Origin of the sequence: Streptomyces sp. NBC_00370 (assembly GCF_036084755.1) — a bacterium.
Taxonomy (GTDB): Bacteria; Actinomycetota; Actinomycetes; order Streptomycetales; family Streptomycetaceae; genus Streptomyces.
The window spans coordinates 5,243,408-5,260,586 of sequence record NZ_CP107968.1; the positions used below are offsets into that span (position 1 = coordinate 5,243,408).

General features: G+C 72.6%; 21 protein-coding genes. 16 read left to right on the top strand and 5 right to left on the bottom strand.

Annotated features, from left to right (window positions below):
- Positions 1-101 precede the first annotated feature (101 nt).
- Together glmS and OHS57_RS23385 are read left to right on the top strand one after the other, a co-directional pair.
- Positions 102-1,949 carry a glutamine--fructose-6-phosphate transaminase (isomerizing) gene (gene glmS / locus OHS57_RS23380; RefSeq protein WP_041985626.1) on the top strand — a complete coding sequence of 616 codons (1,848 nt, stop codon included), beginning with the start codon at positions 102-104 and terminating at the stop codon, positions 1,947-1,949.
- Between the two features lie 10 nt (positions 1,950-1,959).
- A complete protein-coding gene (locus tag OHS57_RS23385) occupies positions 1,960-2,328 on the top strand; it encodes a holo-ACP synthase (RefSeq protein WP_041985621.1) in 369 nt (122 codons plus the stop codon).
- Positions 2,329-2,974: 646 nt separating this feature from the next.
- Here OHS57_RS23385 and OHS57_RS23390 read toward each other — a convergent pair.
- On the bottom strand, positions 2,975-4,408 hold the full coding sequence (locus OHS57_RS23390; protein WP_328583232.1) for an NAD(P)H-hydrate dehydratase: 1,434 nt from the start codon (positions 4,406-4,408) through the stop codon (positions 2,975-2,977).
- Positions 4,409-4,446: 38 nt separating this feature from the next.
- Complete coding sequence (locus tag OHS57_RS23395) at positions 4,447-4,806, bottom strand: ArsR/SmtB family transcription factor (RefSeq protein ID WP_328583233.1); 360 nt, start codon at positions 4,804-4,806, stop codon at positions 4,447-4,449.
- 81 nt (positions 4,807-4,887) lie between these two features.
- Between OHS57_RS23395 and alr the strand changes: the two genes are divergently transcribed.
- The 4 genes from alr to OHS57_RS23415 all read left to right on the top strand — a co-directional run bounded on the left by alr (position 4,888) and on the right by OHS57_RS23415 (position 8,197).
- A complete protein-coding gene (gene alr / locus OHS57_RS23400; protein ID WP_328583234.1) occupies positions 4,888-6,051 on the top strand; it encodes an alanine racemase in 1,164 nt (387 codons plus the stop codon).
- Positions 6,052-6,170: 119 nt separating this feature from the next.
- The gene (locus OHS57_RS23405) at positions 6,171-7,373 is read left to right on the top strand and encodes an alpha/beta fold hydrolase (protein WP_328585144.1); all 1,203 of its coding nucleotides are present in this window, start codon (positions 6,171-6,173) and stop codon (positions 7,371-7,373) included.
- Complete coding sequence (gene tsaE, locus OHS57_RS23410; RefSeq protein ID WP_328583235.1) at positions 7,345-7,878, top strand: tRNA (adenosine(37)-N6)-threonylcarbamoyltransferase complex ATPase subunit type 1 TsaE; 534 nt, start codon at positions 7,345-7,347, stop codon at positions 7,876-7,878. The genes OHS57_RS23405 and tsaE overlap by 29 nt, the downstream gene beginning before the upstream one ends.
- A gap of 136 nt (positions 7,879-8,014) precedes the next feature.
- Positions 8,015-8,197, top strand: a complete 183-nt coding sequence (locus tag OHS57_RS23415) for a hypothetical protein (protein ID WP_328583236.1) — start codon at positions 8,015-8,017, stop codon at positions 8,195-8,197.
- Positions 8,198-8,211: 14 nt separating this feature from the next.
- Here the strand turns inward: OHS57_RS23415 and OHS57_RS23420 are convergent, their stop codons facing one another.
- Entirely contained in the window at positions 8,212-8,742 is a 531-nt protein-coding gene (locus OHS57_RS23420) for a hypothetical protein (protein ID WP_328585145.1), read from the bottom strand.
- A 127-nt stretch (positions 8,743-8,869) separates the two neighbouring features.
- On the opposite strand from OHS57_RS23420, the gene tsaB reads away from it, so the two are divergent.
- From tsaB to OHS57_RS23445, 5 genes are all read left to right on the top strand, one after another.
- Entirely contained in the window at positions 8,870-9,523 is a 654-nt protein-coding gene (gene tsaB / locus OHS57_RS23425; protein WP_328583237.1) for a tRNA (adenosine(37)-N6)-threonylcarbamoyltransferase complex dimerization subunit type 1 TsaB, read from the top strand.
- 35 nt (positions 9,524-9,558) lie between these two features.
- Positions 9,559-10,032: a ribosomal protein S18-alanine N-acetyltransferase gene (gene rimI, locus OHS57_RS23430; protein WP_041995335.1), complete on the top strand. Its 474-nt coding sequence runs from the start codon at positions 9,559-9,561 to the stop codon at positions 10,030-10,032.
- Positions 10,025-11,110: a tRNA (adenosine(37)-N6)-threonylcarbamoyltransferase complex transferase subunit TsaD gene (gene tsaD / locus OHS57_RS23435; protein WP_041985603.1), complete on the top strand. Its 1,086-nt coding sequence runs from the start codon at positions 10,025-10,027 to the stop codon at positions 11,108-11,110. The genes rimI and tsaD overlap by 8 nt, the downstream gene beginning before the upstream one ends.
- Entirely contained in the window at positions 11,107-11,361 is a 255-nt protein-coding gene (locus OHS57_RS23440; protein ID WP_041985599.1) for a hypothetical protein, read from the top strand. Before tsaD ends, OHS57_RS23440 begins: the two co-directional genes overlap by 4 nt.
- Before the next feature lie 94 nt (positions 11,362-11,455).
- Positions 11,456-11,812: a YciI family protein gene (locus OHS57_RS23445; RefSeq protein WP_328583238.1), complete on the top strand. Its 357-nt coding sequence runs from the start codon at positions 11,456-11,458 to the stop codon at positions 11,810-11,812.
- Positions 11,813-12,274: 462 nt separating this feature from the next.
- Here the strand turns inward: OHS57_RS23445 and OHS57_RS23450 are convergent, their stop codons facing one another.
- Complete coding sequence (locus OHS57_RS23450) at positions 12,275-12,802, bottom strand: MarR family transcriptional regulator (RefSeq protein ID WP_078863464.1); 528 nt, start codon at positions 12,800-12,802, stop codon at positions 12,275-12,277.
- A gap of 71 nt (positions 12,803-12,873) precedes the next feature.
- Between OHS57_RS23450 and OHS57_RS23455 the strand changes: the two genes are divergently transcribed.
- The 5 genes from OHS57_RS23455 to OHS57_RS23475 all read left to right on the top strand — a co-directional run bounded on the left by OHS57_RS23455 (position 12,874) and on the right by OHS57_RS23475 (position 16,511).
- Positions 12,874-13,749, top strand: a complete 876-nt coding sequence (locus OHS57_RS23455; protein WP_328583239.1) for an NAD(P)H-binding protein — start codon at positions 12,874-12,876, stop codon at positions 13,747-13,749.
- Positions 13,746-14,459 (top strand): hemerythrin domain-containing protein, encoded by a 714-nt coding sequence (locus OHS57_RS23460; protein ID WP_328583240.1) that lies wholly within the window; start codon positions 13,746-13,748, stop codon positions 14,457-14,459. Before OHS57_RS23455 ends, OHS57_RS23460 begins: the two co-directional genes overlap by 4 nt.
- 31 nt (positions 14,460-14,490) lie before the next feature.
- Positions 14,491-15,168 carry a hypothetical protein gene (locus OHS57_RS23465; protein ID WP_041985588.1) on the top strand — a complete coding sequence of 226 codons (678 nt, stop codon included), beginning with the start codon at positions 14,491-14,493 and terminating at the stop codon, positions 15,166-15,168.
- Positions 15,169-15,239: 71 nt separating this feature from the next.
- Positions 15,240-15,605: a hypothetical protein gene (locus tag OHS57_RS23470; protein WP_041985586.1), complete on the top strand. Its 366-nt coding sequence runs from the start codon at positions 15,240-15,242 to the stop codon at positions 15,603-15,605.
- 81 nt (positions 15,606-15,686) lie between these two features.
- Positions 15,687-16,511: an NAD(P)H-dependent oxidoreductase gene (locus OHS57_RS23475; protein ID WP_328583241.1), complete on the top strand. Its 825-nt coding sequence runs from the start codon at positions 15,687-15,689 to the stop codon at positions 16,509-16,511.
- A 22-nt stretch (positions 16,512-16,533) separates the two neighbouring features.
- Here OHS57_RS23475 and OHS57_RS23480 read toward each other — a convergent pair whose 3' ends face one another.
- Entirely contained in the window at positions 16,534-17,169 is a 636-nt protein-coding gene (locus OHS57_RS23480; RefSeq protein WP_328583242.1) for a contact-dependent growth inhibition system immunity protein, read from the bottom strand.
- Positions 17,170-17,179 lie beyond the last annotated feature (10 nt).

Sequence of the window (17,179 nt, forward strand, 5' to 3'; positions counted from 1 at the left end):
GGGTGGTTGACACCAGACGTTCCGGCGACCGGTTCGCCGACTCGGCCGCTCGGGAGCGTCGGTCACGAGAGGCGTGGGGACCCTCACCGTAGGCTGCCGACATGTGCGGAATCGTGGGTTACGTCGGCGGACAGTCGGCGCTTGATGTGGTCGTCGCAGGCCTCAAGCGGCTCGAGTACCGGGGGTACGACTCGGCGGGGGTCGCCGTGCTCGCCGACGGGGGGCTCGCGGCGGCCAAGAAGGCCGGAAAGCTCGTCAATCTGGAGAAAGCACTGGTGGAAGCGCCGCTGCCGAGCGGCGCCACCGGGATCGGACACACCAGGTGGGCCACCCACGGCGGCCCCACCGACGCCAACGCGCACCCGCACCTGGACAACGCGGGCCGGGTCGCCGTCGTGCACAACGGCATCATCGAGAACTTCGCCGCGCTGCGCGCCGAGCTGACCGACCGCGGCCACGACCTCGCCTCCGAGACCGACACCGAGGTCGTCGCGCATCTGCTCGCCGAGGCCTTCTCCTCCTGCGGCGACCTCGCCGAGTCGATGCGTCTGGTCTGCCGTCAGCTCGACGGCGCCTTCACGCTCGTCGCCGTCCACGCGGACGCGCCGGACGTGGTGGTCGGAGCCCGCCGCAACTCCCCCCTGGTCGTCGGCGTCGGGGAGGGCGAGACGTTCCTGGCCTCGGACGTCGCCGCGTTCATCGCGTACACCCGCTCGGCCATCGAGCTGGGCCAGGACCAGGTCGTCGAGGTGCGCAGGGACGGCGTGACGGTGACGGACTTCGACGGCGCCCCCGCCGACGTCCGCTCGTACCACATCGACTGGGACGCCTCCGCCGCCGAGAAGGGCGGCTACGACTACTTCATGCTCAAGGAGATCGCCGAGCAGCCCAAGGCCGTCGCCGACACCCTGCTCGGACGGATCGACGGCGAGGGCTCGCTGCACCTGGACGAGGTGCGGATGCCGGCGTCCGTGCTGCGCGCGGTCAACAAGGTCGTGATCGTGGCGTGCGGAACGGCGTTCCACGCCGGGCTCATCGCGAAGTACGCCATCGAGCACTGGACCCGGATGCCGTGCGAGGTGGAGCTGGCCAGCGAGTTCCGCTACCGCGATCCGATCCTCGACCCGCGCACCCTGGTCATCGCCATCTCGCAGTCCGGCGAGACCATGGACACGCTGATGGCGCTGCGGCACGCGCGCGAGCAGGGCGCGAAGGTGCTGGCCATCTGCAACACCAACGGCTCGACGATCCCGCGCGAGTCCGACGCCGTCCTCTACACACACGCCGGCCCCGAGGTCGCCGTCGCCTCCACGAAGGCGTTCCTGACCCAGCTCGTGGCCTGCTACCTGGTGGCGCTCTACCTGGGCCAGCTGCGCGGCACGAAGTGGGGCGACGAGATCCGCGCCGTCATCAAGGACCTGTCGCGGATCTCCTGCGAGGTCGAGCGGGTGCTGGAGACGATGGAGCCGGTACGGGAGCTGGCGCGCTCGCTCAAGGACAAGCGGACGGTGCTGTTCCTGGGCCGCCACGTGGGCTACCCGGTGGCCCTCGAAGGCGCGCTCAAGCTGAAGGAACTGGCGTACATGCACGCCGAGGGGTTCGCCGCCGGCGAGCTGAAGCACGGACCGATCGCCCTGATCGAGGACGACGTGCCGGTCGTCGTGGTCGTACCCTCGCCGCGCGGCCGGTCCGTGCTGCACGACAAGATCGTGTCGAACATCCAGGAGATCAGGGCGCGGGGTGCGCGGACGATCGTGATCGCGGAGGAGGGCGACGAGGCGGTGGTCCCGTACGCCGACCACCTGATCCGGATCCCCGCGACGCCTACGCTGCTCCAGCCGCTGGTCGCGACGGTGCCCCTCCAGGTGTTCGCCTGCGAGCTGGCGACGGCGCGCGGCAACGAGGTGGATCAGCCTCGTAACTTGGCGAAGTCCGTGACGGTGGAGTGAGGAGTCCGGCTTGATCATCGGGGTGGGGATCGACGTGGCGGAGATCGAACGGTTCGGCGCGTCCCTGCGGCGCACGCCGCAGCTCGCCGCGCGGCTGTTCCGCGACGAGGAACTGCTGCTGCCGGGCGGCGACCGCCGCGGGGTGGCGTCGCTGGCGGCGCGCTTCGCGGCGAAGGAGGCGACGGCGAAGGCGCTGGGCGCGCCGGGCGGGCTGAGCTGGACGGACGTGGAGGTCTACGTCGAACCGTCCGGCCAGCCACGCCTGCGCGTACGCGGAACGGTGGCGGCGCGCGCGGCGGAGCTGGGGGTACGGGGGTGGCACGTGTCGCTGAGCCACGACGCGGGGGTGGCGTCGGCGGTGGTGATCGCGGAGGGCTGACGGTTCGCCTTCCGGCGGGGGGTGCGGGTTCTTGGTTGCGGTTGTCGTCGTCCGTGCCGGGTTCCGGGTCCTGCGGAGGGGGGTGTCCGGACTGCTTGTCGCATGAGCTCCTTCGCTTTACGTCCGGACACCCCCCTCCTCCGGCCCCGGCCCCCTCCCCCCGGTGGGTCCCAGCAGACCACCGCGTCAGCGCGGGCGAGCGGTGCCCTGCGGGCCGAGGGAACATCCCTGGCGTGAACGCCCGGCCACCGGCCCTTGGTGGTCGCGGCGCAGCCGTCCGTGGCTGCCGGGCTGAAGGGGGTCGTGCAGGGGTGGTGTCCGGAGCGTAGAGCGTGATTTGTGGCGCATCTCGGCGGTGGCTCCGCGTCAGGCGAGTACGCGCCGTAAATCATGCAGCGCAGGACACGACCCCGGAACGGCCCCCGGCGACAACCGCAACCACGACCCGCAACCAAGAACCGCGCCGGACGGCGACACCGCGCAGGACACGACCCCGGAACGGCACCCGGCAACAACCGCAACCAAGACCCGCAACCCCGAACCGCGCCGGACGGCGACACCGCGCAGGACACGACCCGGGAACGGCACCCGGCGACAACCGCAACCACGAACCCGCACACCAAACCGCGTCGGACGGCGAAACCGCTCAGCCTTCGGCCACGTTCCGCCACGCCGACGCCACATGCCTCGCCACGTCAAACGCCGACACCGGCGCCCCCCTCGACGCCAGGCGCGCCGCCAGGCCGTGGAGGTACGCGCCCACCGACGCCGCGTCGCGCGGCGCCAGGCCCGTGGCCAGGAGCGAGCCCGTGAGGCCCGAGAGGATGTCGCCGCTGCCCGCCGTCGCCAGCCAGGGCGTGCCCGTCGGGTTCACCCGGACCGGAACGCCCTCTTCCGGCGAGGCGATCAGCGTCGTCGAGCCCTTGAGCAGGACCGTCGCGCCGAAGCGCGACGCCAGTTCCCGCACGGCGGACAGCCGCGCCACTTCGACCTTCGTACGGTCCGTGCCCAGCAGCGCCGCCGCCTCGCCCGCGTGCGGGGTCAGCACCGTCGGGGCCGTACGGGCGCGGACCGCCGCCGGGTCCAGGTCGTGGAGACCGTCCGCGTCGATCAGGACCGGTACGTCCGAGGCCAGCACCTCGTCCAGGCCCGGGCTGTCGCCGAGGCCGGGCCCCGCCGCCCAGGCCTGGACGCGGCCCGCCTGCGACGGCGGCCCCTCGTGCACCAGGGCCTCCGGGAAGCGGGCGAGCACCGCGTCCCGGCCGGGGCCCACGTACCGTACGGCGCCCGCGCCGCCGTGCAGCGCGCCCGCCACGGCCAGCACCGCCGCACCCGGGTAGCGGGCCGAGCCCGCCAGGACGCCGAGGACGCCCCGGCGGTACTTGTCGCTCTCCGCCGAGGGCTCCGGCAGCAACACCGCCACGTCCGCGTGCTGCAGCGCCTCCACGTCGGGCACGGACGGCAGGTGCGGGCCGAGGCCGATGTCGACGAGCTGGACGGCCCCCGCGTACTCGTGCGCCGGGTCGATCAGCAGGCCCGGCTTGTACGCGCCGAACGTCACCGTCGCGTCCGCCCGTACCGCCTCGCCCGTCACCTCGCCGCTCGCCGCCTCGACGCCGCTCGGCAGGTCGACGGCGACGACGACGGCGTCCGAGCCGTGGGCCGCGCGGGCCACGGGGACGGCGTCCGGGCGCAGACCGCCGTGGCCGCCGATGCCGGTGATCCCGTCCAGGACGAGGTCGGCGGAGGCCAGTACGTCGAACGGGTCGTCGGCGACCCGGCCGCCCGCGCCGCGCAGGGCGGCGAGGCCGGCGGTGTGGACCCGGTCGGGGGCCAGCAGCACCGCCGTGACGGCCGCGCCGCGCCCCGCGAGCCGCGCGCCGGCGTACAGCGCGTCACCGCCGTTGTCGCCGCTGCCGACGAGCAGCACGACGTGGGCGCCGCGCACCCGGCCCAGCAGCCCCGCGCAGGCCGCGGCGAGGCCCGCCGCCGCGCGCTGCATGAGCGCGCCTTCGGGAAGGCGGGCCATCAGCTCGCGCTCGGCCGTCCGGACTGTCTCCACGCTGTACGCAGTACGCATGGGTCAACCCTCCGCGATCAGCGGCCGCCACGCCAGTCTCACTCGGGGGACCAGGCGACGACCAGGTCCAGCAGGCCGGGGAAGCGGGCGTCGAGGTCGTCCGTCCGTACGTGGCTCCGGCGTTCCAGACCGTACTGGCGCTGTCTGATCAGGCCCGCGTCCCGCAGCGCGCGGAAGTGGTGGGTGAGCGAGGACTTCGGGCGGTCGAGTCCGAACCAGCCGCAGGTGTGGTCGAACTCCGAGCGCTCCAGGAGGAGTTTGCGCACGATGCCGATCCGCAGCGGGTCGCTCAGGGCGCCCAGCACGGTTTCCAGGCGCAGTTCGGCCACGGACGGTTCGGGCAGGGCGTCCGGGAGGTCCGGCGGGGCCGGGAGGTGCGAGGCCGGGATGTCGGGCATGGGGTCCTCCTCCGCTTGTCCGCGTCCGAGCGTACGGCGTGCGGCGGTGCGTCGAGGCGCTGCTCTGCGACACTGGGCGGGATGACCGGAACGACACCAACCACGCAGCGCGGCAGAGCCAGCGCGGAGATCGATCTCGCCGCTCTGCGCGGCAATGTGCGCGCGCTGCGCGCCCGCGTCGGGCCGCGTACCGCGCTCATGGCGGTCGTGAAGTCCGACGCGTACGGGCATGGCATGGTGCCCAGCGCCCGCGCGGCGCAGGCGGCCGGCGCGGCCTGGCTGGGGACGGCGACACCGCACGAGGCGCTGGCGCTGCGGGCCGCCGGTGTCGGGGGGCGGCTGATGTGCTGGCTCTGGACACCCGGCGACCCCTGGCGCGAGGGCATCGAGGCCGACCTCGACATGTCGGTCAGCGCGATGTGGGCGCTGCGCGAGGTGGTGGCGGCGGCGCGTGCGGCGGGGCGGCCCGCCCGTATCCAGCTCAAGGCCGACACCGGCCTCGGCCGCAACGGCTGCCAGCCCGCCGACTGGCCGGAACTCGTCGGCGCCGCGCTCGCCGCGCGGGCCGAGGGGGCCGTCGAGGTGACCGGGCTGTGGTCGCACTTCGCGTGCGCCGACGAGCCGGGCCACCCGTCCGTCGCCGCGCAACTGGACGTCTTCCACGAGATGGTCGGCTACGCGGAGAAGGAGGGCGTCGAGCCCGAGGTGCGGCACATCGCCAACTCCGCCGCCACCCTGACCGTCCCCGAGTCGCACTTCGACCTCGTACGGGCCGGCATCGCCACGTACGGCATCTCGCCCAGCCCCGAGCTGGGCACCTCGCGCGACTTCGGGCTGCGCCCGGTGATGACGCTCGCCGCCTCCGTCGCGCTGGTGAAGCGGGTGCCGGAGGGACACGGCGTCAGCTACGGGCACACGTACCGCACGGCGGGCGAGACGACGCTCGGACTCGTACCGCTCGGGTACGCCGACGGCATCCCCCGGCACGCCTCCGGGCGCGGCCCGGTGCTCGTCGGCGGTGCCTGGCGGCGGGTGGCGGGGCGGGTCGCCATGGACCAGTTCGTGGTCGACATGGGCGACGACACGGTCGAGGCGGGCGCTCCCGCCGTCCTGTTCGGCCCCGGCGACAACGGCGAGCCGACCGCCGAGGACTGGGCGGAGGCCGCGCAGACCATCGCGTACGAGATCGTCACCCGGATCGGCGCGCGGGTGCCGCGGGTGTATGTGAACGAGGATCCCGTGTGATCCCGCTCGGGTGAACCACCGCACGAAGGGGAAGACAAGCCAGGACAGCGAGGAGCGGCACGTTGAGCAAGGGAAGCGCGGCGGGGGACGCGGCGGCTGTCGCGGCCGCCACGGTGACGATGTCGAGGGACGCTGCCGCCGGGAACTGGAGCAGGGCCGGTGTGGCCGGCGTCGCCATAGGCGTGATCGCGGCGGGCGCCGCTGCCGGTATCGCGATGGACCGCCTCGCCGTGGGCCGTGGCATGCGGAAGAAGGCGCGCCTCGCGCTCGACGCGACGGGCCCGTACGGCGCGCTGCGCGGCGCCCCCGGCAAGGCCGTCGCCGACGACGGCACGCAGCTCTACTACGAGACCGACGAGCTGGACGACCTGCCCGATCCGGCCGCCGACGCGCCGCGCAGGCGGCGGCTGTTCGGCCGTAAGGCGCCCGCGCCCGTCACGGTCGTCTTCAGCCACGGCTACTGCCTCAACCAGGACTCCTGGCACTTCCAGCGTGCCGCGCTGCGCGGTCTGGTCCGTACCGTCCACTGGGACCAGCGCAGCCACGGCCGGTCGGGGCGCGGAGTCGCCCAGCGCGGCCCCGGCGCCGTGCCGGTCACCATCGAGCAGCTGGGCCGCGATCTGAAGGCCGTCATCGACGCTGCGGCGCCCGAGGGGCCGCTGGTGCTGGTCGGGCACTCGATGGGCGGGATGACGATGATGGCCCTCGCCGACCAGTACCCGGAGCTGGTGCGGGAGCGGGTCGTCGCTGTCGCCCTCGTCGGCACGTCGAGCGGGAGGCTCGGCGAGGTCAACTACGGTCTGCCGGTGGCCGGTGTGAACGCCGTACGGCGGGTGCTGCCCGGGGTGCTGAAGGCGCTGGGTTCGCAGCCCGAGCTGGTCGAGCGCGGCCGGCGGGCCAGCGCCGATCTGTTCGCCGGGCTGATCAAGCGCTACTCGTTCAGCTCGAAGGACGTGGACCCGGCCGTCGCGCGGTTCGCGGAGCGGATGATCGAGGGCACCCCGATCGATGTGGTCGCCGAGTTCTACCCGGCCTTCGCGGACCACGACAAGACCGGGGCGCTGGCGGAGTTCCGCGAGGTGCCGGCGCTGGTGCTGGCGGGCGAGAGCGATCTGGTGACGCCCAGTACGCACAGCGAGGCCATCCAGGACCTGCTGCCGGACGCCGAGCTGGTGCTGGTGCCCGACGCGGGCCACCTGGTGATGCTGGAGCACCCGGAGGTCGTCACCGACCGGCTCGCGGACCTGCTGACCCGGGCGGGTGCCGTGCCCGCCGGGGCTAACGTTGACCCCCATGGAAGCACCGCACGGCCCGGCGGCTGACGCCGGCACCACCGCCGCCCACACCCTCACCGTCGATTCGCCCGAGCTGATGGCCGATCTCGGCCGCGCCCTGGCCGCCGTGCTGCGCCCCGGCGACCTCGTCATGCTCACGGGTGAACTCGGCGCGGGGAAGACGACGCTCACCCGGGGGCTCGGCGCCGGGCTCGGGGTGCGGGGCGCCGTCACGTCCCCGACCTTCGTGATCGCGCGCGTCCACCCGTCGCTGACCGGCGGGCCCGCGCTGGTCCATGTCGACGCGTACCGGCTCGGCGGCGGACTCGACGAGATGGAGGACCTCGACCTCGACGTGTCGCTGCCCGACTCCGTGGTGGTGGTGGAGTGGGGCGACGGCAAGGTGGAGGAGCTGTCCGACGACCGGCTGCACGTCGTCATCGACCGGGTTGCGGGCGACACGGACGACGACCGCCGGGTGGTCACGCTGACCGGGTACGGCAGCCGCTGGGCGGAGGCGGAAGTCGCCGCGCTGGCACGGCAGGGCCGCTGACCCACCTTTCCGGGGAAGATTCCGACAAGACGTCGGCAAAATGTTGCGCACGCCGGTCCTGGCGTGTTCACATGGTTGGAGAGACATGGTTAGGTCTACCTAACCAGGCCTGCCCCCGGAGCCTCAGGAGGCATCCATGCCGGCGCCAGACAGCGAACCGCGTCCGCAGCGTCGCCCGCAGCCGTCGGACGTGTCGATGAAGGACCTCTTGGCGTCCTGTGCGGCGGCCTCGGCCGTATCGACACCGCCCGACGAGCCGTCGGCCGTGTCGGCGCGGGCCGAACAGGAACGTGCCGGGGCGCGGCTCGACGCGGCGTAATTCCGGCTTCGGCGCTACCGGACGACGACGACCTTCGACGTGACGGTCGTGAACGACCACAGCGCGTCGCCGTCCGCCCGCTTCATCCTGACCCCGCCGGTCTTCGACGTCGGGTCCGGGCTCGGCATGGTGTTGTCCAGCGCGGCGCTGAACCCGATCGTCGCCCCGCCCACCGTCGCGAACCGCACCACATGCTCGATCGGAACGCCGTCGGAGCCCGCGGTCTGTCCGGTCCGGCTCGTCACCGCGTACGCGCCGGGCTTCGGGTTGATCGTGCTCGGCATGACGGGGAACGTCCGCTGCGCCTTGCCGCTCGCCGACACGAGCCACACCCGCCGGGCCTTCAGCGCGTACACGACCCGCTTGCCCGTGCCCGACGTGGCCGGGACGACCAGCGGGTCGGGCTTCTTGACGGGGGAGCCGGACGGGCCTGGGGCCGCCGAACTCGGTGCGGCGGGCTTGGCCAGGCTGTCGGGTACGTTCGCCGACGCCTGGTAGGCGAGGAAGCCCACGGCGGCGAGAGCCGCAGCGGTGAGCCCGGCCACGATTCCCGAGCTGCGCTTGGGCACCTTGATCCACCTCTCGTACGTATGACTGCCTGGTGACGGTAGCAGCAGCCGGGTGACGCTCAGGGGCGCCGTGCCTGGCGCTCAGGAGCCGTAGGCTGTTTGCGTGCTTCTGCTTGCTGTCGATACCGCCACACCAGCCGTGACCGTCGCCCTCCACGACGGCACGTCCGTCATCGCCGAGGAGAGTCAGGTCGACGCGCGCCGCCACGGCGAGCTGCTGCTCCCCGCCGTCGACCGGGTGCTCGCCGGCGCCGGGATGCGGCTCGACGCCGTGACGGATGTGGTCGTCGGCGTCGGACCAGGACCGTACACGGGCCTGCGCGTGGGGCTCGCCACCGCCGTCACCTTCGGCTCCGTGCTCGGCGTTCCGGTGCACGGGCTGTGCACGCTGGACGGCCTCGCGTACGCGGCGGGGCTCGAAGGCCCGTTCGCCGTCGCCACCGACGCGCGCCGCAAGGAGGTCTACTGGGCGCGGTACGCGGACGCCCGTACCCGTACCGGCGAACCGGCGGTCGACCGACCCGCCGACATCGCCGAACAGCTCGCCGGGCTGCCCGTGGTGGGCGCCGGCGCGCTGCTCTACCCGGACTCCTTCCCCGACGCCCGCGCCCCCGAGCATCAGTCGGCGGCGGCGCTCGCCGCGCTGGCCGCCGAGCGACTGGCGGCGGGCGGGGAGTTCCTGCCGCCGCTGCCGCTCTATCTGCGCAGGCCCGACGCGCAGGTCCCGAAGAACTACAAGGTGGTCACTCCGAAGTGACCGATACCGAGCGCCCGTCCGTGCCGTTGCGCGAGATGCGCTGGTGGGACATCGAGCCCGTACTGACCCTTGAGCACGAGCTGTTCCCCGAGGACGCCTGGTCCACGGGCATGTTCTGGTCGGAGCTGGCCCACGCGCGCGGCCCGCACGCCACCCGGCGCTACGTCGTCGCCGACGACGGCGAGCGCATCGTCGGCTACGCGGGCCTCGCCGCGGCCGGCGGGCTCGGTGACGTCCAGACGATCGGTGTGGCCCGCGACCACTGGGGCGGCGGTCTCGGCGCCCGGCTGCTCACCGACCTGCTGCAGCACGCCACCGCCTTCGAGTGCGAGGAGGTGCTGCTCGAAGTGCGGGTCGACAACTACCGCGCGCAGAAGCTGTACGAGCGCTTCGGCTTCGAGCCCATCGGCTTCCGGCGCGGCTACTACCAGCCGGGCAATGTGGACGCGCTCGTCATGCGCCTCCATATGCAAGGACTCCACATACAAGGAACTGAGAACCATGGCTGACGAACCTCTCGTCCTCGGCATCGAGACGTCCTGCGACGAGACCGGCGTCGGCATCGTGCGCGGGACGACCCTGCTCGCCGACGCCGTCGCCTCCAGCGTGGACGAGCACGCCCGGTTCGGCGGAGTGGTGCCCGAGGTCGCCTCCCGGGCGCATCTGGAGGCCATGGTCCCCACCATCGAGCGCGCCCTGAAAGACGCCGGGATCGCCGCGCGCGACCTGGACGGGATCTCCGTGACGGCGGGCCCGGGGCTCGCCGGGGCGCTGCTGGTGGGCGTATCGGCGGCGAAGGCGTACGCGTACGCGCTCGGCAAGCCGCTCTACGGCGTCAACCACCTGGCCTCGCACATCTGCGTCGACCAGCTGGAGCACGGGCCGCTGCCCGAGCCGACGATGGCGCTCCTGGTCAGCGGCGGCCACTCGTCGCTGCTGCTCGCGCCGGACATCACCGCCGACGTACGGCCGCTGGGCGCGACCATCGACGACGCGGCGGGCGAGGCGTTCGACAAGATCGCGCGCGTGCTGCAGCTCGGCTTCCCGGGCGGCCCGGTGATCGACCGGCTCGCCCGGGAGGGCGACCCGGCGGCCATCGCGTTCCCGCGCGGCCTCACGGGGCCGCGCGACGCGGCGTACGACTTCTCGTTCTCCGGCCTCAAGACGTCGGTCGCGCGCTGGATCGAGGCGAAGCGGAAGGCCGGCGAGGAGGTTCCGGTACGGGATGTGGCGGCGTCGTTCCAGGAGGCGGTCGTCGACGTGCTGACCCGTAAGGCGGTCCGCGCCTGCAAGGACGAGGGCGTCGACCATCTGATGATCGGCGGCGGTGTCGCCGCCAACTCCCGGCTGCGGGCGCTGGCGGCCGAACGGTGCGAGCGCGCGGGCATCCGGCTGCGGGTGCCGCGGCCCGGGCTGTGCACGGACAACGGCGCGATGGTCGCCGCGCTCGGCGCCGAGATGGTGGCACGGGGGCGGGCGCCGTCGGACTGGGACCTGTCGGCCGACTCCTCGCTGCCGGTGACGGAGACACACGTACCGGGCCACGACCACCTGCACGAGCTGAGCAAGGACAACCTGTACTCATGACCGTCGCACTGATGTGGGAGGCGAAGGCGGCGCCCGGCCGGGGCGCCGACCTGCTGGCCTGGGTACGGGCGCTGGAGCGCCCCTCGCCCGCGCCGCTGCGCAGCGAGGTACTGCGCGCCCCGCAGGACCGGGTCCTGGTCCTCACCTGGTGGGACGCCCCCTACGACGCGGAGCTGCCCGAACTGCCCGAGCCGGCCGACGACTTGGTGGCGCGGGCGGTGCACCGCTGGCGGTTCGAGACGGTGGAGTAGAAGAATCCTCCGGCGTGTGTCGATGCGGGCTCCCCTCGATCGACGTAAGGGTGAGAGGCGGGGAACAGCCCGCCCAGCACATCGAGGAGTCACCATGCCGCGCTTTCTTTCCATGATCTGCAACGACGAGAACAACCACCCCGCAGGCGGCCCGAGCGACGCGCTCATGGAGGGCATGGGCAAGCTGATCGAGGAGATGACCGAGGCGGGCGTCATGCTCGAAACGGGCGGCCTCCTGCCGACGTCGAAGTCGGCACGCGTAGGGCAGCGCGGCGGGCAGATCGCGGTGACCGACGGGCCCTTCACGGAGACCAAGGAGGTCGTCGGCGGCTACATGATCCTGCGCGCGGACGATCTGGCCCAGGCGGTGGAGTGGTCCCGCAAGTTCATCGAGCTGCACGAACCGGAGTGGGAGATCGCCTGCGAGGTCCGCGAGATCGTCGGCGCCTGACGGTTCGCCGTCCGGCGGTGTCGCCGTCCGGCGGGGGCGGCCGGGTTCGGTGGTTGCGGTTGTCGTCGTCCGTGTCGGTGTCCGGGTCCTGCGGAGGGGGGTGTCCGGACTGCTTGTCGCATGAGCTCCTTCGCTTTACGTCCGGACACCCCCCTCCTCCGGCCCCGGCCCCCTCCCCCCGGTGGTCGGGCACGCCCGTCCGCGTCGCCGCGGGTGAGCGGTGCCCTGCGGGCAGCGGGTCCGGGCAGCCCCCCCGATGGGGCGGGGGCTGAAGGGGGTCGTGCAGGGGTGGTGTCCGGAGCGTAGAGCGTGATTTGTGGCGCATCTTTGCGGTGGCTCCGCGTCTGGGGAGTACGCGCCGTAAATCATGCAGCGCAGGACACGACCCCGGAACGACACCCGGCAACAACCGCAACCAAAACCGCCAACCGACACCGCGCCGGACGGCGACACCGCGCCGCGTCAGTCCGACGCCAAGTCGTCCGTAGCCACCCGGCCCGCGTCCACCGTGCGCCGCAAGAAGTCGGCCAGGACCTCCAGCTCCGCATCCGCGTACCCCGCGCAGATCGAGTCCATCGCGGTGTTCATCCCCGCGTAGAGCCCGAACAGCTCGCCCGTTCGGTCGCGCAACGCCCGTACCAGCACAGCGCGGCGGTCCGACGCGTCCCGCTCGCGCGCGATCCAGCCGCCGCGCTCCAGCCGGTCGAGGATGCCGGTCATGGTCGCCGGATGCAGGCCGGCGCGGCGCGCCAGCGAGCTGGGGCCGATCGGCCCGTGCCGGGTGATCAGGTCAAGACAGTCCACATCGACCTCTTTGAGGTCCAGCCGGGCGCCGACCCGGTTGTTCAGCAGCGACAGCTGGACGCTCAGCTCCCGGAGCGACTCCTTCACCGAGACCCCGAGCCGTCTGCGGGCGCGCGCGTCACCGGCCGCACCACCGGCCGGGTCCACGGCCGCACCGTCGAGCCCTTCTGATTCTACGGAACTCATATGATATTCTCCACGTAAGATATGGACTTCATGGACCAGGGTACCCCGAGGGGTGCCTGGAGAGGTACGCCATGATCTTGATTACTGGAGCGACGGGCCACGTCGGCCGCGCGGCGGTCGACCTGCTGCTGGCCGCGGGCGAGCAGGTCACCGCGGTCACCCGCGATCCGGCCGGGGCGGCCCTGCCGGCCGAGGCGCGGGTGATCGGCGGCGATCCGTCGTGGCCCGCGACCCTCGCGCCCGCGCTGCGCGGCGTCGAAGCGATCCTGCTCAGCCCGCGCGCGGTCGGCGCGGGGGTGGGGGAACTGCTGGCGCTCGCCGCCGACGCGGGCGTACGGCGGGTGGTCGTGCTGTCGGCGGTCACCGTCGAGTACGGCGGTGGCTACCGGCGGTTCGCCGAGGCGTTCACGGCGGTGGAGACCGCCGCCGAGGCGTCGGGACTGGCGTGGACGCATCTGCGCTGCGCCGACTTCGACGCGAACGCCCTCGTCTGGGCGCCGCAGATCCGTACGACCGGAGTTGTTCGGGGGGCGTACGGAGCTGCGGCGACCTCGGCGATCCATGAGCGGGACATCGCCGAGGTGGCCGCGCTGGCGCTGACCGACGAGGCGCACGCGGGACGCGCGTACGCGCTCACCGGGCCTCGGTCGCTCAGCCAGCGCGACAAGGTCGCCGCCGTCGGCGCCGCGCTCGGCAGGGAGGTGTCCTGGGAGGAGGTCCCGCCCGACCAGGTCAGGGAGGCGATGCTCGCCCAGGGCGTCGAGGAGAACGTCCCCGACCGGATGCTCGGCTATCTCGCCGCGTGCCTGCACGAGCCGGGCCCGGCCACCGACACGGTCGAGCGGCTGCTCGGCCGCCCCGCGCGCACCTTCGCCGACTGGGTGGCCGACCACGCCGGCGCGTTCACGCACCCGCACGCCGTCGCAGAGGCGGGGAGGCCGTCATGACCGGGGGCGCGGACACCGAGAAGATCGACTTCATCATGATGTACGCGACGCACAACGCCTTCCGGCGGGATCTGGGCCGGATCCAGGCCGCCGCTGCCGGGGGCCGGGCGGACACGCCGCAGACCCGGGCGGGCTGGCGCAACTTCAAGCACCAGCTGCACATCCACCACACGGTCGAGGACGACACGCTGTGGCCCCGGCTGCGCGCCGCCGTCACCGACCCGGCGGATCTGGCGCTGCTGGACGAGATGGAGGCGGAGCATGCCCTGATCGATCCGCTGCTCGCCGCGGTCGACGCCGCCATGGACGCCGGCCTGGACGCCCCCAGGGGCGCCGCCAGGGACGACCGGCCGGACGTGCTGCCGGAGCGGCTGCGGGAGCTCTCCGACGCGCTGGGCCATCACCTCGTACACGAGGAGATCAGCGCGCTCCCGCTGATTCAGGCCGTGCTCACACCGGCGGACTGGGCCGCCTTCGGCGGTCAGATGCGGCGGGCTCAGGGCGTCAAGGGCGCCGCCGTCTACATCCCGTGGATACTCGACGGGAGGCCGCGCGTCGAGCAGCGGCAGTTCCTGGCCGCCCTGCCGCCGCCCGCGCGGCTGGTCAACCGGCTGTTCTGGCAGTCGCGTTACGCCAAGCTGGAGTTGTTCGGCGGGGGCGCGCCCGACCCGGCAGGCACGGGGTCGGCGGGGGCCGGGCACCCGGCGTAGCACCCGAGGCGCCCCGCTACTGTCATGTCTCATGATCAACCGCCGCCCGCTGCCCCCGTCCCCGTACGAGCTGTCCTCCGACGAGCCGGCGGACCTCGGGCCCGACGAGGAGCCGGCGGACCTCGGGCCCGACGACGAGGCCGTGGTCGCGGCCAGGGACGCGGCGATGCTGGAACTGGCGACCCGGGGTCTGTCGGTGTGGCGGCTGCTGGCGCTCTGGCTGGCGGCCGGGGTGGCGGTCCTCGGCTGGGCGGCGCTGGGGCTGGCGAGTGACAGCTTCGAGCAGGGCGGCCTCGGGGCGCTGTCCGGGCTCGTCGGTCTGGTCCTCGGGGCGCTGTTCCTGCTGCCCGCCTCGATCGGTATAGCGGTCTGGGTGAGCACGGGCCGCGAGATACGCGACCGGCTCGACGACTGGGCCGATGTCGGCGCCGAACTCGTCACCGACGAGCGGCTGCGGGCGGAGCGCCGCTGCGCCGGCTGGCTGCTGTCGTCGGCCGCGCTCTGCGGGTACGGGGTGTGGACGCTACTGAACGCGGGCGGCGCAGCAGAATCGGTCACCGTCGGTCAGATGTTGTACGCGTACGGTCTCGCCGCGACAGTCCTGCTGGCGGGTGTTCTGGGCTTCGTCCGGGCGGCCGGACATTTGCGCTGGTCAGGGCGGTTGCTGCGGCCGGTTTCCGGGCGGGGCAGGGGCGGCGCCCATCGCTGAGGCGGTTCCTACCGTGTCCGGCCTATCCTGGAGTGGGAACGCATGCGCCATTCAGGGTTAAGGGGCGGCGGATGGACTGGTTTTGGTGGGTTTTCGTCTTCTTTATGGTGGGCGGCTTCAGCTGGATAGCCGACACCGGGCGTACGGCGCTGAAAACCCGGCATGAGCGAAGGATGGAACGGCTCAAGCTGGGCGAGAAGGAACGGCTGGCTCTGGAAGAGGCACACAAGCCACCCGAGCCGGTATGCGGATGCTCACACCATCTGGCAAAGCACGACCGCAAGGGCAAGTGCCACGAGGACGTGGAAGTGCCGACGGAGTGGGACGAGAACAAGAAGCCGCTGCGGTACGAACGCAGGCAGTGCAACTGCCAGCAGTACATCGGCCCGCAGCCGCTGTCGCAGATCTACGCTGACGAGCTTACGGACCTGGCGTGAGGGCAGGCACCGTCGTGCGGGTGTGCGGTCGCCTTCTGCGCGACCGCACACGGAAAAGACCACGCGCGAAGGGATGACTCCATGCAGGTGCTCTGGGTGTCGGCCCACCCCGACCCGCGCTCGCTGAACGGCGCGTTGCGCGACGAGGGGATCGCCGTGCTGCGCGAACACGGGCACGAGGTGGTGGAGTCGGACCTGTACGCCATGAAGTGGAACCCGGTCGTCGACCATGCCGACTTCCAGCACGACCCGGTGAAGCGGCTCGACGTACTCAACGAGTCCCAGCAGGCCTTCGAGTCGGGGACGCTCAGCGACGACATCCGCCGCGAACAGGCCAAACTGGACCGGGCGGACACGCTGATCGTGCAGTTCCCGCTCTGGTGGTTCAGCGTGCCGGCCATCCTGAAGGGCTGGTTCGACCGGCTGTTCGTGCAGGGCTACGCGCAAGGCGTCCTCGACCCGGAAACCGGCCGCGCCCAGCGCTACGGCAACGGTGGCCTGACCGGCAGGCGGGCCATGGTGGTGACGACGGTCGGCGCGAACGCCGCCACGACGGGCCCGCGCGGGATCCACGGCGACATCAACGAGGTCCTGTTCCCCGTCCTGCACGGCACGCTCTGGTACACGGGCATGGACGTCGTCCCCCCACTGGTCGTCAACGGCGCGGTAGCCCTGTCGGACGCCGACTACGCGACGGCCGCGGCCCAGCTACGCGACCGCCTCCTCACCCTCCCGCAAACGCCCCCGATCTCCTACCGCCACCAGAACGGCGGCGACTACGACGACCACCTGGTCCTCCGCCCCCACCACGCCCCGGACGCCACGGGCATCCGCATCCACTGCCGGTCCCCGGAGACGGACACACAAGACGAACGAACAGGCGGCACCTCCGAAGCGGACCGGTAACTCGTGCCCGCCGAGCCCCCGATCACCTGAGCCGGACGGCGAGGGCGGCGAGCCAGCCGCTGGGGGAGTAGGGCTCGGGAGGATCCATCTCCATGCCCAGCTCGGCGACGGCGACGGCGTGGTCGGACTCCCCGAGCGGCAGCGCCAACAGCTCGGCCAGCTCCCCGGCGAGCGCGGCGACCAGGCCGGGGTCGGTGGTGTCGAGGTAGTCCTGGAGCGCCGCGTCGTGATCCTCGAACTCGTCGGGCATGTCCTGCGAGAACCACCCGCCCAGGAACTGCGCGAGTTCGGGGAAGCGGGCATGCCACTCGCCATGGGTCCGCGGAGTCGAGGCCGGCGGTGCCGCGCCGTTCTCGACGCTTACTTTGATGCGATCGGCGAGGGACAGCAGCCACGCCTGGATCTCGGAGTCGGTCAGTCCGACATCGGGCACCGGATAGAACTCACCGAGCCGCAGCCGCAGCCGCCCCGGCGGATGTTCGGCGTACTGCCGCAACTGCTCCTCGGCCACGGCGAGCGCCCACGGTCGGGTACGCCAGGTATGCCGCAGATAGCCGGCCAGCGCTTCCTCGTCGTCGGCGGTCCTGCCCACGAACGCACGGATGACCTGATCCAACTCGCCGTACTTACGGTCGTGTTCGAGGGGCTTCAGGGACATGGACGGCCTG

Bases quoted from the DNA above. Each gene is read 5' to 3' on its own strand.
- glmS (WP_041985626.1), top strand. From the start codon at position 102: ATGTGCGGAATCGTGGGTTACGTCGGCGGACAGTCGGCGCTTGATGTG.
- OHS57_RS23390 (WP_328583232.1), bottom strand. From the start codon at position 4,408: ATGCGTACTGCGTACAGCGTGGAGACAGTCCGGACGGCCGAGCGCGAG.
- OHS57_RS23395 (WP_328583233.1), bottom strand. From the start codon at position 4,806: ATGCCCGACATCCCGGCCTCGCACCTCCCGGCCCCGCCGGACCTCCCG.
- alr (WP_328583234.1), top strand. From the start codon at position 4,888: ATGACCGGAACGACACCAACCACGCAGCGCGGCAGAGCCAGCGCGGAG.
- OHS57_RS23405 (WP_328585144.1), top strand. From the start codon at position 6,171: ATGTCGAGGGACGCTGCCGCCGGGAACTGGAGCAGGGCCGGTGTGGCC.
- tsaE (WP_328583235.1), top strand. From the start codon at position 7,345: ATGGAAGCACCGCACGGCCCGGCGGCTGACGCCGGCACCACCGCCGCC.
- OHS57_RS23415 (WP_328583236.1), top strand. From the start codon at position 8,015: ATGCCGGCGCCAGACAGCGAACCGCGTCCGCAGCGTCGCCCGCAGCCG.
- rimI (WP_041995335.1), top strand. From the start codon at position 9,559: ATGCGCTGGTGGGACATCGAGCCCGTACTGACCCTTGAGCACGAGCTG.
- tsaD (WP_041985603.1), top strand. From the start codon at position 10,025: ATGGCTGACGAACCTCTCGTCCTCGGCATCGAGACGTCCTGCGACGAG.
- OHS57_RS23440 (WP_041985599.1), top strand. From the start codon at position 11,107: ATGACCGTCGCACTGATGTGGGAGGCGAAGGCGGCGCCCGGCCGGGGC.
- OHS57_RS23445 (WP_328583238.1), top strand. From the start codon at position 11,456: ATGCCGCGCTTTCTTTCCATGATCTGCAACGACGAGAACAACCACCCC.
- OHS57_RS23450 (WP_078863464.1), bottom strand. From the start codon at position 12,802: ATGAGTTCCGTAGAATCAGAAGGGCTCGACGGTGCGGCCGTGGACCCG.
- OHS57_RS23455 (WP_328583239.1), top strand. From the start codon at position 12,874: ATGATCTTGATTACTGGAGCGACGGGCCACGTCGGCCGCGCGGCGGTC.
- OHS57_RS23460 (WP_328583240.1), top strand. From the start codon at position 13,746: ATGACCGGGGGCGCGGACACCGAGAAGATCGACTTCATCATGATGTAC.
- OHS57_RS23465 (WP_041985588.1), top strand. From the start codon at position 14,491: ATGATCAACCGCCGCCCGCTGCCCCCGTCCCCGTACGAGCTGTCCTCC.
- OHS57_RS23470 (WP_041985586.1), top strand. From the start codon at position 15,240: ATGGACTGGTTTTGGTGGGTTTTCGTCTTCTTTATGGTGGGCGGCTTC.
- OHS57_RS23475 (WP_328583241.1), top strand. From the start codon at position 15,687: ATGCAGGTGCTCTGGGTGTCGGCCCACCCCGACCCGCGCTCGCTGAAC.
- OHS57_RS23480 (WP_328583242.1), bottom strand. From the start codon at position 17,169: ATGTCCCTGAAGCCCCTCGAACACGACCGTAAGTACGGCGAGTTGGAT.